Below are 14595 nucleotides of genomic sequence, written 5' to 3' on the forward strand. Positions count from 1 at the left end.
GGGACGACGAAATCATTTTTCAAAATCAGATTTCTGTCCCACTCCCTTTTGTTAACAATGCGTCTGATTGATGACTCGGTTATACACCCTTGGTCTGATTTTTCAAAGAATATGTAGATAATACTACAAAGTATTGGTAAACTCACATATAATAAGGTGAGTTTAGTAAAGGAGTCAGTGCATGAAAAGAAGCGAACGCGTTAAGAACAAGTCAAAAGATAAACCAGTTTCTAATATGCCTTACCATAACACATATTTTGAACCGATTAAAAAAAACAAGAAAAAGAAAAAAAGCAAAAGTTTAGTTACAACGATATTGCTTACACTAATTATTTTATTAGGGCTGTTTGTAGGGGCAATGTATATGTTGTCTTTGCGCGCAGATGTCGAAGATTTAACTGCAATTGAAGATAAATCTACTTATGTGCCAGTAGACAATATGCCTGATTATACAAAAGGAGCATTTGTGGCTCTTGAAGATGAACGCTTTTTCAAACATAGTGGATTTGATGTAAAAGGTACTTCTAGAGCATTGTTCACGACAATTAGTGATCGTAATGTGCAAGGCGGTAGTACGATTACACAGCAAGTAGTAAAAAATTATTACTATGATAATGAACAAACACTCACGAGGAAAATAAAAGAATTATTTGTAGCACATCGTGTTGAAAAACAATATAGTAAAGATGAAATTTTAAGCTTCTATGTTAATAACATTTACTTTGGTAGTAATCAATATACTATTGAAGGTGCAGCTAACCATTATTTCGGCACTACAACAGATGAAAATAACGTTAACTTGCCTCAAATATCAGTTTTGCAAAGTGCGATATTAGCTAGTAAAATTAATGCACCAAGTGTATATGACATAAATGATATGTCCGATAATTTCACCAATAGGGTGAAGGTAACCTTAGAAAAAATGAAGCAACAAGATTTTATTACAGATTCACAATATCAAGAGGCTATCCAACAATTAGGAGTATAAAGGAATATCTATGACAAACAACATTAAAAATATAGATATGACAATGTATCAAATAATCGAGTAGCTTTTGATTAAATTAACATAAACGATTTTGTATTTGAGCGGTATAGCAGTCAAATTGATAAAGATTTGATTACTGTGCCGCTTTTTTGATATCACTATAATTCCAAAAGCAAGATATATGCGTTATGCTAAGAAAGTGGAGTGAGAATAATGCCGAAAATTACGAAAATAGAAGTACAAAAGAAAAACAAAGAACGCTTTAATTTATTTTTAGACGATACTTTCGAAATGGGTATTGATATTAATACGTTGGTCTATTTTAATTTGAAAAAGGATGATGATGTTGATGCTGCTACGATGCAACAAATTCAACAATATGAGCAATACAGGCAAGGTGTTAATTTAGCAATTCAATATATTTCCTATCGTAAACGAACTGAAAAAGAAGTAAGTCAATATTTAATAAAGCAAGAAATTGCTGAAAGCGTCGTAGCGCAAGTTATAGCATATTGTTATGACGAACGCTTAATTGATCATGAAGATTATGCAGAGAGCTTAAAAAATACGATGATTCAAACAACTGATAAAGGTCCAGAAGTATATAAACAAAAATTATATCAGGCAGGCATTGAAACATCGATAATTGATAGCTATACAGATTTATATACGCAGCAACAACCTATAGAGAACATTGTCAAAACGGCTCAAAAGATTATTAACCAGAAAAAAGGACCTATCGTAAAACAGAAAGAGAAATTAACTCAATCGATGTTACAAAAAGGCTATACATTCGATACGATTTCAACAATATTGAATGAACTTGATTTTAACACAACTGAAGAAACGCTAGACAATTTATTGCAAGGTGAATTAGAGAAGGTCTATAATAAAAATCGAAGAAAATATGATGGTCAAAAAGTCATTATGAAAACTATAGAAGCTCTTATGAGAAAAGGCTATAAATATGATAAAATTAAAAGTAAACTAGAAGAGAGTGGTATCACAGATGGAACAGAAGAAATTGAGTGAAATGAGTGAACCTGAGTTACGTCATGAAATCCAAGGGTATAAAGAAAAGATGAGAAAAGCCGAAATGAACGGTATATACAATGAGTATGATGTTTACCAAAGTAAAGTGATTATAGCAGAAAGTTACTTAGTAGACAGAACTAAAATTGAACTCGGCAAAATATATAAATTAAACGATGGAAGCAACAATTATTTTAAAGTTGAACGTTTAAAAGGAGTCTTTGCGTGGGGCTTTAGAATCAATAGTAGCGAACCGGAAGAAGGATTACCTGTAGCATTATTAAAATTGTAGAAGGATGAAGATAGATGGGCAGCTCAATTATTTTAAAGTTACTGAATGTAACACATTACTATAGAAATAAGAAGTCTAAGAAGTGGTATAAACCTTTTGGATATGGTGCTGATGACATTGAATTAAATAATATCTCATTACATATTTATCAAGGTGAAGCATTAGGAATAATTGGTGAGCCAGGTGCATCAAAATCGTTGATAGGTCGTATTTTAAGTGGTGAAATAAAACCTGATAAAGGAAAGATTAATAGTAAAAAACCAATCTTTTTTGCAGATGTTGAAGACCGTAAATTACAGCACATTACAGTATCAGAGTTTGTAGCTGAAACACTTCAGCTTTTCCCATATAAAATCTCCAATCATAAAGCAGATCAAATTATGCAATATGCAGGTGTTGCTACACATGCTGAAGAAACTATTCAAACCTTAACTAAAGGTGAATATGCACAACTCCTCTTTACTTTAGCGCGTACATCGCAGGCTGATGTTATTATTTTCAATCAAGTTTTAACACATTTAAAAGATGATTTTGTAGAGAAAGCCATTGCATTAACAGATGAATACATAAAAAATAATCAAACTATTATTATGATTGATGATGATGTCGATAAAATTGCACAAACTAGTAATTATATTGCATGGATTTCCCACGGACAATTGCGCATGGAAGGATCAGTAAACCAGGTTATTCCAGCATTTAGGGATCACGAGAAAGATAGGTTATCGTTACAAACAGATGAAGAAATTGCCAATTTTGATGTCGATTGGAAAAAGAATCGTACGAAGATGCCTGAACTTACTTATAATTTCAAAAGGGTCGAACGTTATAAACATGCTAAACCGCCACTAGCCATAACTCGTTTTTGGACATTATTAATTAGTTTTATTGTAGCTGCTGTCTTTATGGCATTATTAATGTTTAATGACGTTGGTAGACTCCAATTTGCTCAAAGTATTAATCAAGAAACTATTCAAAACCAAAAAAAGGATCCAATTGAAGAAAAACTTGCATATGGTATTGTCTTAGAGCAATCAGTTACAGCAACAGGAATTGGACATAAAGACGAAGTTAAATTAAAGCCGTATAGTTTTTTGACAATTACAGGGGAAAGTTCTAAAGCATATCGCATTGTGATTGATAATAAAAACTACAAATTAAAAAAAGGTGATGTCAGATATTTTGACCCAGCAGGTTTATTTGAATCTCATGATGCGAAAGAGTTAGCACCATATATGCAAAAAAACTATATTAATTACTATGAATATTTTAATAGCCACTTACATAAAAAACATAGTAAAGTCACAGATACATTGGTGCCTGAAAATAATAAAGATAACCGTTTTGTTGTACCTATAGTGTCTCAGCCAATTTCAATGGTGTTTAATGACAATAATAATTTAACTGGTTTCGTTTATCCGATAAAAAATGAAGAAAAATTAAAGGATAAATTTGATATTGATACTAAATTATGGATCGTAAAATCAGGCGACGGATATTTTATGGCAGATTTAACAAATAATAAATGGATTTATATTGAATTGTAGGTGCAAAGGATGATAGATAAATTAATAAATTATAATAAAAAAATTCCTAATTTAATCAACAGTGCACTCTCGTATCAAAAGAGACAATGGAAATGGTTAGTGGTTCCTTTTATATGTAGTTTGCTCTTATTGTTAGTATTAATGGTAATTTTTAACATTAATAATACCGAGGATTTACTACAAGCAAGATGGTTCTTTAGGCTATCTGCATTTGTGACATTTGGATATGTAGGAGTAGCCATTTATTTGAATTATAAACGCTACGTTAGAGTTTATTACACTGGTAAAATGTTCAACATTTCTCCTATAGTAGAAATAATTATTAATACGATAGTGTGGTGTATATTATTATTAATTTTACTAGTTATATTTATATTTAGTACGCCAATAAATATAGAAAGTTCATTTATAACGACTTTATATTTTGTAATTATGGCAGGAATTTTAATTAGCGTAATATCAATTATTATGGGACTTATTACTGTTTTAATGTTCAAATTAGATACGTTGTTTTATATTTGTACTGCAATTACATTTTTTATAGTTCCAATTATTTTTATACCGACTACAAAGCCTTCGATTTTAATGCATATTTTAATGTTAAACCCGGTATTTTATGTTGTAGAAGGTGTGGCTCAATCTGTAGTGTTTGGGGCAATAAGTTTAAACAATGTGCCATATCATTTTTACTTTTACTTTGTAATCGGCATATTATGTGTGTTGGCTTATGCATTAAAGCGTAAGGTGGCGCATGTGAAATATAATTTTCGATATAAAGTTGAACAAAACACAACAAAAGAAGATGTTAGTTCAAATGACAAAGTAACGACTTCAGAAACATCAACAGATTAAAAAGGCTATGCGTCAATATAGACGCATAACCTTTTTATTTTGCAAATAATTTACGTTGTAGTTTATCTTCACTAAAGACCCAACCTATATAAGAATGCTGAATTGTCATTTCTTTATCGAGAAGGACAATCGCAACAAAGGAATAGTGGCCATTTTTTAAATATCGTAAATCTATTAATCGAATTTCCATGCTACCATCAGCTAAATGTTTAGTTTCCCAGCGGTAAATTGAAGAAAAATTAAGGAAAGTTTTAACATTTTTATCATGTTTAACGTAATCCATTAAATTATTACTTGGTAATGAATGGCGTTTTACTTTTTCGCTAAATACTACGTTTCTACCATAACTTCTTCCTACATAATCATACACATCTGTTTGAATAGCAACTCGCCACTCCATAAATCTGATTGTAGGAGCCACAAAAACTTTTACTAAATTGTGTTCTTGTTTGATTTGGCGTAACGCAGTTTGTCTAATAGCTTTTTGCATTTTAAAACGAATGATATAATAAATCACCAAAATTAAAAAGATTGGGAAAAAAGCCCAATATGGATGTACTCCCATTCCCCATACTACGATACCAAGACACCATAAGATAAATATAATTGGATCAAATGTATTTATCACGCTTAGTTGAATCCATTTATTGGTTATTGGCCGTAGTGCCTGAGTACCATATGAATTAAAAATATCTACAAAAACATGTAAAAATACCGCGAGTTGTGCCCATAACCAAACATGAGTAGCATCAACATTACTAGAAAATGTAAAAACAAGTAATGTGATAAGTAGAGGCCATAAAATAGTGAAAGGTATTGAATGTGTAATGCCTCTATGGTTTGATATATAAGTGGCATTATCTTTCAATTTAAAAACGGTATCGCTATCTGGTATTAGGGATCCAGCGACTAGTGTTGTGGCAGTAGCTGCAAATGACCCTGCCATGGCTGGGTCTTGAGTTGCTAGTGCTGTTAAGCCAATCCCCATGACGATATGTGTACCTGTATCCATATAAGTCACTCATTTCATACATATTTCTTACTATTATATATTATAATTCATCGTAATGAATAACAAAAAGCTAAACTATTGATTTTAATTAATTTTAAACTAGAGAAAGAGTTGTGTTTTATGTATAACGAAAAACGATTCAAAAACAATCTATTGCAATGGTTTGATACAGAACAACGAGCTATGCCTTGGAGAGAAACTAAAAATCCGTACTATATTTGGCTGAGCGAAGTTATGCTACAGCAAACACAAGTTAAAACGGTAATCGATTATTATTTAAGATTTATAGCTCGTTTTCCTACAATTCGTGATTTAAGCGAAGCACATGAAGATGAAGTGCTAAAATTATGGGAAGGACTAGGTTACTATAGTAGAGCGCGTAATTTCCATACCGCAATACGAGATGTACACCAAAATCATAATAGTGAGGTGCCAATGGATCCTAAAACGTTTGGAGCATTAAAAGGTGTTGGGCCATATACACAAGCAGCAGTTATGAGTATTGCCTTTGATCAGCCACTCGCAACTGTGGATGGCAATGTGTTTAGAGTTTGGTCACGATTGAATAACGATACACGTGATACAAAATTACAAACGACAAGAAAAGCCTATGAAGCGGAATTAGCACCTTACGTACAACAAAGCGCAGGTGATTTTAACCAAGCAATGATGGAATTAGGAGCTATGATATGTACACCTAAAGCACCTTTATGTTTATTTTGTCCAGTACAAGAACATTGCGAAGCTTTTGAACAAGGAACTGTAGCGGATTTACCAGTTAAAACAACGAAAGTTAAAAAGAAAGTTATCAAACAACATGTATATTTAGTAAAAAATGAATTCAACGAATACTTAATTACTAAACGTAAAGCAAACTTATTAAATAATATGTGGCAATTTCCGATGTATGATATAGAAGATGAGCACAGTTTAGAGAGTGACATAGGCGTAAATATTAATTTCTACAAGCAATCAAGTTATCAATTAAAGCATCAATTCACACATTTAACTTGGGATATTAAAGTTTTTGAAGCAACAGACATTGTCCGTAAACAAGATATAACATTAACGGAAGATATGGAATGGCTAGATTTAAACCAAAAAGATAATTATAACTTTCCTGTTAGTATGACTAAAATTTATCAGTTTTTGAGAGAATAGCGATTATTTCGCTGACTTAATGATACTTATGTTATAATCTGAATTGTGAAATTAAGTTAAGGTGGTGTGGAGCATGGTAAAAGAGTCCATACCTAAAGAAGGTCAGACTATAAAGATTCAAAGTTATAAACACGATGGCAATATACATCGTGTATGGTCTGAAACTACTATATTAAAAGGTACGGATCATGTAATTATTGGAGGGAATGACCATACACTTGTTACAGAAAGTGATGGGAGAACCTGGATTACACGTGAACCAGCAATTGTATATTTTCATTCAGAATTTTGGTTTAATGTTATTTGTATGTTTAGAGAAGATGGTATTTATTATTATTGTAATTTATCATCACCATTTGTTTGTGATGAAGAGGCATTGAAATATATAGATTATGATTTAGATATTAAAGTGTATCCAAACGGTAAATATCATTTGCTAGATGAAGATGAGTATGAACAACATATGAACCAAATGAACTATTCATCTGATATTGATAAGATATTAAGAAGAAATGTAGATATTCTACAACAATGGATAGAACAGAAGAAAGGTCCTTTTGCACCAGACTTTATTAAAGTTTGGAGAGAGCGTTACAAAAAAGTAAGAAACTATTAAGCATAAATAGTGTATTTAAAGTGAAAATCATTTATAGTGTTATAAGTATTCATATACTTTGTACAATAATATTAATTATTATTTGAAATAGATAAGTAATATTAGGTGTAACAACAATGCTTTTATACTTATGACATATTAGAGGCAGCCTAGTTGGAAATATTCAACTTGGCTGTTTCGTTTGTTACTTTTACTAGAGGGGGGAAACGCATCATGATTCGCAGATATTTAGAATTTGTGAAACCATATAAATGGCGAATCATTGCAACTATTCTTATTGGTATTATTAAATTTGGTATACCGATGTTAATACCATTGTTAATTAAATTTGTGATTGATGATGTTATTAACAATAATGCTATTACCAATGATGAGAAATTTATAAGACTTGGAATTGCAATGGGCATTGCGATTTTCATTTTTGTTATTGTCAGACCACCAATAGAATATTTAAGACAATATTTAGCACAATGGACAAGTAACAAAATCTTATATGATATTCGTAAAAAATTATACGATCACTTACAAGCACTGAGTTCTAGATTTTATGCTAATAATCAAGTAGGACAAGTTATCTCTCGTGTGATAAATGACGTAGAGCAAACTAAAGATTTCATATTAACTGGGCTAATGAATATTTGGTTAGATTGTATAACGATTTTAATCGCGTTATCCATTATGTTTGTGCTTGATGTGAAATTGACGTTAGCAGCGATAGTTATTTTCCCATTTTACATTCTGACGGTCTATTACTTCTTTGGTCGTTTAAGAAAATTAACACGTAAAAGATCACAAGCATTAGCTGAAGTTCAAGGATTTTTACATGAACGTGTACAAGGAATGCCAGTTATTAAAAGTTTTGCTATCGAAGATAATGAAGCTCAAAACTTTGATAAACGAAATGTGCATTTTTTAGATCGAGCTTTTAAACATACACGATGGAATGCTTATTCTTTTTCAGCTATTAATACTGTAACTGATATTGGACCGCTTATTGTAATTGGTGTGGGTGCTTATTTAGCAATTACAGGTTCGATTACTGTCGGAACATTGGCAGCATTTGTTGGTTACCTAGAACAACTTTTTGGTCCTTTACGTAGATTGGTATCATCATTTACGACATTGACGCAAAGTTTTGCATCTATGGACCGTGTATTCCAACTTATTGATGAAGATTACGATATTAAAAATAAAAAGGGTGCACAACCATTAGAAATTAAACATGGTAATATTCAACTTAATAATGTAAGTTTCAAATATAATCATGATGAAGCTATGGTGTTGGAAAATATTAACTTAGACATCAAACAAGGTGAAACCATCGCTTTCGTAGGTATGAGTGGTGGCGGCAAATCAACATTGATTAATTTAATACCACGTTTTTATGATACAACATCAGGTAGTATTGACATTGATGGTGTGAATATTAAATCTTATTTAACAGGTAGCTTAAGACATCAAATTGGATTAGTGCAACAAGACAATATTTTATTCTCAGATACTATTAAAGAAAATATACTATTAGGGAAACCTGATGCTTCTGAGGAAGATGTGATTGAAGCGGCTAAAATGGCTAACGCGCATGATTTTATAATGAATCTGCCTAAAGGTTACGATACAGAAGTTGGTGAAAGAGGAGTAAAACTTTCAGGTGGTCAAAAACAACGTGTATCTATTGCGAGAATCTTTTTAAATAATCCACCTATTATTATTTTAGACGAAGCGACTAGTGCTTTAGACTTGGAAAGTGAAGCGATTATACAAGATGCATTGAATGTATTAAGTGAAAATCGGACAACGCTTATTGTAGCGCATCGCTTATCTACTATTACCCATGCAGATAAAATTGTAGTTATGCAAAATGGTCATATTGTTGAAACAGGTACGCATCAAGAATTATTGGCTAAACAAGGTGCTTATGAACACTTATTTAGTATCCAAAATTTATAACAGATAATAAAAAGACCTCTGAATTATCAGAGGTCTTTTTATTATAAATCAAAGTCTTCATCGATAAGCTCTATTTCATCGTCACTTCGATGATATGAAAAGAAACTTATACGTAATCTATCTAAATGCTCTAAGCTATATCGATATTCTTCGATAGCGGAAACAATTTGCATAATATTAGCAAACGAATATGCAGTTTGATATGGGTTTTTAATGATTTCTTTTTGAAAAGCATCCATTAAGTTTTTCTTTTGAGGATTTTCAATTTGTGTATCACTAATACTCGCATCATAACGTGCTTTTTTAGATAAACTGATAAATATTTGTTCATGAAATGATGTTAAACTATCTATTTCTAACTTTATTTGTAACAGCAAATCATTACTTAAATTATAAAGATCATTTTCATAGCGATTCATACGTTTTAAAACTTCATAGGCTTGTTTGGTGCTTCGAACTACTTCTTTAAAGAGTATTTTTTTGCGGTTTTGCGCGAATGCATGTTTTTTCATTAATGGTTTCTCTTCTTCATAATACCCGAAAGTTTGCTCCAGTTTGCTAATGCGGTTACTGATTAGGCTTCTATCTTCTTTAATGTGATGATATTCAGACGTATCATTTAAGACCAATTTTAACCATACAAAAATATCTGTCGAAATATTTAGTGCATTGTAATAAATTTTTGATTCGAATTTTGGTGGTAAGAATACAAAATTGACTAAAGAAGAACTAAGTACACCAATCATAACAAGAACAAATCTGAAAAAAGCAGATACATAGAAGTCACCAGTGTGCTGTCCCATAATAATAAGTGCGGTTACACTTGCTAATGTTGCAACATGAGCTAAATTAAATCTAAATAAAATAGCGATAAGTAAAATGACAGTTACACCCATAATGATAAAGTTATTGCCAAATACCGTGACCATGGCTACGGATAAAATAGCGCCAATCACATTACCGATAGCTTGTTCAGATACCGTTTTGATAGAGCGATATACGCTAGGCTGCATAGCGACTACAGCACTGACACCGGCGACTGCTTTTAAACCAGCTTCATCAGGTAATAAAGAAGCGATAGCCAAAGCAAGTATAATTGATATACCTGTTTTTATAATACGAGCTCCTAATTTCAAGAATTACCGCTCCTTTAAAAAATATTTAATTACACTATTTATACAATGATTAGCAAGAAAATTCAAGTTTATTTCATTTGACTAAATGCATTATCGACAGCTTTTAACGTTGTATCTATATCATCTTCAGTATGTTCTGTAGTTAAGAACCATGCTTCAAATTTAGAAGGAGCTAAATTAATGCCTTGGTGTAACATCAATTTGAAAAATTGTGCAAATGCTTCACCGTCTGAGTTTTCGGCTTGATCGTAATGGGTAACCTTTTCGTCTGTGAAATAGAGTGTTAGTGCACCATATACTCTATTTACCGTAGCAGTTATACCATGTTTAGTAATAAGTTCATTTAACCCGTTTTCTAGACGTTGTCCTAATTGGGATAGTTTATCATAAACACCATCTTGTTCTAAAACTTCTAATAAGGCTATACCGGCTTTCATTGATAGAGGGTTACCGGCCATAGTTCCTGCCTGGTAAGCTGGACCTAATGGCGCTACTTGTTCCATAATATCTTGTCTGCCACCATAACCACCGATTGGCAAGCCACCACCGACAATTTTTCCAAAAGCAGTTAAATCTGGATATACTTGATATAAATCTTGTGCTGCACCGTAATGGAAACGAAAAGCGGTAATAACTTCATCATATATTACGAGTGTGCCATTATCATGAGAAATTTTATTTACTTCTTCTAAAAATCCTGGTTGAGGTTCGACCATACCGAAGTTACCGACTATTGGTTCTACTAATACACATGCTACCTCATCACCCCAATAATCAATTGCTTCTTTATATGCATCAAGATCATTATATGGTACTGTTATTACTTCTTTTGCTACACTTTCTGGTACACCAGCTGAATCTGGAGAGCCAAGTTGTGAAGGGCCGCTACCAGCTGCGACTAACACAAGATCTGAATGACCATGGTATTGTCCAGCAAATTTAATAATTTTATTACGCTTAGTATAGGCACGTGCGACACGAATAGTTGTCATTACAGCTTCCGTTCCAGAGTTCACAAAGCGGATTTTTTCTAAAGAAGGGATAGCTTCACGTAGTTTTTTTGCAAAATCAATTTCTAATCTAGTTGGTGTACCATATAGTACCCCTTTAGCAGCTTGTTCTTGAATAGCTTTTGTGATGTGAGGATGCGCATGACCAGTAATAATGGGACCATATGCTTGTAAATAGTCAATATATTTATTGCCGTCCTCATCGATTAAATAAGCACCTTGTCCTTCTTGCATTACTACAGGTGCACCGCCACCCACAGCTTTGTAAGAACGAGAAGGTGAGTTAACACCACCTAAAATATAATCATTAGAAAACTGCTGAAGTTTTTCACTTTCAGTGAATTTCATTAATATCAACCTCTTTTAATTTAATATTTTCGTCTATTATCGTATCATAAAATTAATAATATGAAGAAATAGGTGAGTCTATGTTACAAAAAGGAGATCAATTTCCACAATTTGAATTAGAAAATCAAGATGGAGAACTCGTTTCTAATGAAACATTAAAAGGAAGTAAGGCAATATTATATTTCTATCCTCGAGATAATACGCCTACATGTACAACAGAAGCATGTGATTTTAGAGATAATATTGAAGATTTCAATGATCTTGATGTCAAAGTGTACGGCATAAGTGCGGATTCTAAAAAGAAACACCAAAATTTTATCAATAAACATCATTTAAATTTTGATTTACTCGTAGACGAAGATTATCAACTTGCGAATGCCGTTGGTGTTTATCAACTTAAAAATTCATTTGGTAAAGAATCAATGGGAATTGTCAGAACTACATTTATAATAGACGAAGAAGGTATCATTATAGATGTTATTGAAAAAGTAAAAGTTAAAACACAAATGGAAGAGCTTAAAACAATTTTGGGGTGAGTCAATATGAAGGCAGTGAGTTTGAAGCGGTTAGGGCAAATGGAAGAAGTACTTATTGATACTTTTCCGACCGTGGACTTTGTCTTTACAGAAGGTGTATCTGCAATTTCTATCAATGATAGGAAAACATTAGATATATTATTTGGTCATGATAGTAGCTTGGATGAAACTTTCTTACAAGAATGTCCAAACCTTAAATGGTTGGCATGGTACTCAACTGGAGTGAATAAATTACCACTAGACTATTTAAGTAAGAATGAAATAGTAGTGACAAACGGTAAAGGTGTACATGCTAAACAAATGTCAGAGTTTATTATAGGTTACTTATTGGCAGACTATAAAAAAATGAGAACTTCCTATATTAATCAACAACAGCATAAATACGATTCTAAGTTAACCGGTAAACGATTAAATGGAGAAAGTATACTCTTCATCGGAACGGGTAGCATTGCTCAAAAAACAGCCAAAGTAGCTCAGGCATTAGATATGAAAGTTTTAGGGGTTAATACTACAGGCAAGACAGAAGATTACATTGACTATGTCTATCCAATAACGGAATTGGAACAAGCATTAACTACAGCTGACATCGTCGTTAACTGTCTACCAGAAACTTCAGAGACAATACATCTATTAACAAAAGAACACTTTGAAATAATGAATGACCATACGCTGTTTATGAATGTTGGACGAGGAACAATTGTAAAACATGAGGTATTAATTGATGTCTTAGAGCAAAAACTAATTAGACATGCCTACCTTGACGTTTTTGAGCAAGAGCCATTATCAGCAAATGATAAATTATATGAATTAGATAATGTAACACTTACAGCACATATTACTGGTAACGGTACAGAGAATGCTGAAGATATAACAGAGATATTTAAAAAGAATTTACAATATTTTCTCAATTATGGAAAAATAATTGAGAATCAAGTAGATCTGAAAAAAGGATATTAATAAGGAATAAAGGAATAATATTGACATTGTGCGTGCCTAACAGTTATATTAATATTAAGTAATAATAATTATTAAATAGAAAGATGGTGAGGAAAATGAGTGCAGAAATGGAAACTATCGAACATCAGCTAGAAGATTCGATTGCTTCGTTGAGAACAGCAGGCATCAGAATTACGCCACAAAGACAAGCAATACTGAAATTTTTAATTTCAGCAGAAACACATCCGACAGCCGACGAAATATACCAAGCACTTTCACCTGATTTTCCTAATATAAGTGTTGCTACAATATATAATAACTTACGTGTTTTTAAAGATATCGGTATAGTAAAAGAATTAACTTATGGAGATTCATCAAGTAGGTTTGATTTTAGTACACATAATCATTACCATGTGATTTGCGAAAAGTGTGGTAAGATTGTGGACTTTCACTATCCTCAACTAGATGAAGTTGAACAATTAGCCCAACACGTAACTGAATTTAATGTATCGCATCATCGCATGGAAATTTATGGTGTATGCAAAGCATGTCAAAATGAAGAAGAAAAATAAATAATAAAAGAGAGGTGATAAAATCACTTCTCTTTTTTTGTTGCTTATAGCTAAATACTACAATAGTAACAATAGATGTGAAATGTAATAAACAGTAGGCTGTGAAATTTACACAATAATACAAATATATACATTTTAAAAATAATACGTAATAGTTATAGTAATATTAAACATAATTTAATAAGGAAATCGATTGACGTTCTATTGTAATCTTGATATTATATAAAAGTCGTCAAAACAAGACGCACCGACGAACAGTTCAAAACATTAAATAAATTTACAAAGTGTAAATTTGGTACTTGTGAAAACGAACTGAACGTTATAAAATATTAAATGTTGAGTTAAGAAACAAACAAAAATTTAAAAAATAAAAAATAAATTTATTGTTGACTTAACAAAAACTTAATGTTAAAATAAATTCTTGTAACGCAATAAATGAACATTGAAAACTGAATCGCAATATGTCAACGTTAATTCCAAACGCAACGACAAGATCGTTGGTTTAAACGTGTTAGAGATAACACACAAAGTAGTATTTTATGAGCTAATCAAACATCATAATTTTTTATGGAGAGTTTGATCCTGGCTCAGGATGAACGCTGGCGGC

The 14595-nt window shown here is 31.9% G+C and carries 14 protein-coding genes; 11 read left to right on the forward strand and 3 right to left on the reverse strand.

From position 1 onward, the window contains the following. Positions 1-181 precede the first annotated feature (181 nt). The 5 genes from sgtB to JVU85_RS13685 all read left to right on the forward strand — a co-directional run bounded on the left by sgtB (position 182) and on the right by JVU85_RS13685 (position 4711). The gene (gene sgtB / locus JVU85_RS13665) at positions 182-988 is read left to right on the forward strand and encodes a monofunctional peptidoglycan glycosyltransferase SgtB (RefSeq protein WP_002509974.1); all 807 of its coding nucleotides are present in this window, start codon (positions 182-184) and stop codon (positions 986-988) included. Between the two features lie 213 nt (positions 989-1201). Next, positions 1202-2020 carry a recombination regulator RecX gene (recX, locus tag JVU85_RS13670; RefSeq protein ID WP_002509975.1) on the forward strand — a complete coding sequence of 273 codons (819 nt, stop codon included), beginning with the start codon at positions 1202-1204 and terminating at the stop codon, positions 2018-2020. Continuing rightward, positions 1998-2312 carry a YfhH family protein gene (locus tag JVU85_RS13675; RefSeq protein ID WP_002509976.1) on the forward strand — a complete coding sequence of 105 codons (315 nt, stop codon included), beginning with the start codon at positions 1998-2000 and terminating at the stop codon, positions 2310-2312. Before recX ends, JVU85_RS13675 begins: the two co-directional genes overlap by 23 nt. Before the next feature lie 14 nt (positions 2313-2326). Next, on the forward strand, positions 2327-3859 hold the full coding sequence (locus JVU85_RS13680; RefSeq protein WP_002509977.1) for an ATP-binding cassette domain-containing protein: 1533 nt from the start codon (positions 2327-2329) through the stop codon (positions 3857-3859). 9 nt (positions 3860-3868) lie between these two features. Continuing rightward, on the forward strand, positions 3869-4711 hold the full coding sequence (locus JVU85_RS13685; protein ID WP_204171889.1) for a sugar ABC transporter permease: 843 nt from the start codon (positions 3869-3871) through the stop codon (positions 4709-4711). Between the two features lie 34 nt (positions 4712-4745). Here JVU85_RS13685 and JVU85_RS13690 read toward each other — a convergent pair whose 3' ends face one another. Beyond that, complete coding sequence (locus tag JVU85_RS13690) at positions 4746-5723, reverse strand: metal-dependent hydrolase (RefSeq protein ID WP_002509979.1); 978 nt, start codon at positions 5721-5723, stop codon at positions 4746-4748. Positions 5724-5843: 120 nt separating this feature from the next. Between JVU85_RS13690 and mutY the strand changes: the two genes are divergently transcribed. From mutY to JVU85_RS13705, 3 genes are all read left to right on the forward strand, one after another. Next, positions 5844-6884 (forward strand): A/G-specific adenine glycosylase, encoded by a 1041-nt coding sequence (gene mutY / locus JVU85_RS13695; protein WP_204171888.1) that lies wholly within the window; start codon positions 5844-5846, stop codon positions 6882-6884. A 73-nt stretch (positions 6885-6957) separates the two neighbouring features. After that, on the forward strand, positions 6958-7500 hold the full coding sequence (ntdP, locus tag JVU85_RS13700; protein ID WP_002509981.1) for a nucleoside tri-diphosphate phosphatase: 543 nt from the start codon (positions 6958-6960) through the stop codon (positions 7498-7500). A gap of 213 nt (positions 7501-7713) precedes the next feature. Beyond that, positions 7714-9450 (forward strand): ABC transporter ATP-binding protein, encoded by a 1737-nt coding sequence (locus JVU85_RS13705; RefSeq protein ID WP_002509982.1) that lies wholly within the window; start codon positions 7714-7716, stop codon positions 9448-9450. Positions 9451-9491: 41 nt separating this feature from the next. Here the strand turns inward: JVU85_RS13705 and JVU85_RS13710 are convergent, their stop codons facing one another. Together JVU85_RS13710 and JVU85_RS13715 are read right to left on the reverse strand one after the other, a co-directional pair. After that, on the reverse strand, positions 9492-10586 hold the full coding sequence (locus JVU85_RS13710; protein ID WP_204171887.1) for an FUSC family protein: 1095 nt from the start codon (positions 10584-10586) through the stop codon (positions 9492-9494). Positions 10587-10654: 68 nt separating this feature from the next. Continuing rightward, positions 10655-11944 carry a glutamate-1-semialdehyde 2,1-aminomutase gene (locus JVU85_RS13715; protein WP_142019543.1) on the reverse strand — a complete coding sequence of 430 codons (1290 nt, stop codon included), beginning with the start codon at positions 11942-11944 and terminating at the stop codon, positions 10655-10657. Positions 11945-12024: 80 nt separating this feature from the next. On the opposite strand from JVU85_RS13715, the gene bcp reads away from it, so the two are divergent. The 3 genes from bcp to perR all read left to right on the forward strand — a co-directional run bounded on the left by bcp (position 12025) and on the right by perR (position 13988). Then, on the forward strand, positions 12025-12480 hold the full coding sequence (gene bcp / locus JVU85_RS13720) for a thioredoxin-dependent thiol peroxidase (RefSeq protein WP_142019544.1): 456 nt from the start codon (positions 12025-12027) through the stop codon (positions 12478-12480). Between the two features lie 6 nt (positions 12481-12486). Next, complete coding sequence (locus JVU85_RS13725) at positions 12487-13437, forward strand: phosphoglycerate dehydrogenase (protein WP_142019545.1); 951 nt, start codon at positions 12487-12489, stop codon at positions 13435-13437. Between the two features lie 95 nt (positions 13438-13532). Further along, entirely contained in the window at positions 13533-13988 is a 456-nt protein-coding gene (gene perR, locus JVU85_RS13730) for a peroxide-responsive transcriptional repressor PerR (RefSeq protein ID WP_002509717.1), read from the forward strand. Positions 13989-14595 lie beyond the last annotated feature (607 nt).

The sequence above is a fragment of the Staphylococcus sp. GDY8P72P genome, from assembly GCF_016890655.1.
Classification (GTDB): Bacteria; Bacillota; Bacilli; order Staphylococcales; family Staphylococcaceae; genus Staphylococcus; species Staphylococcus arlettae.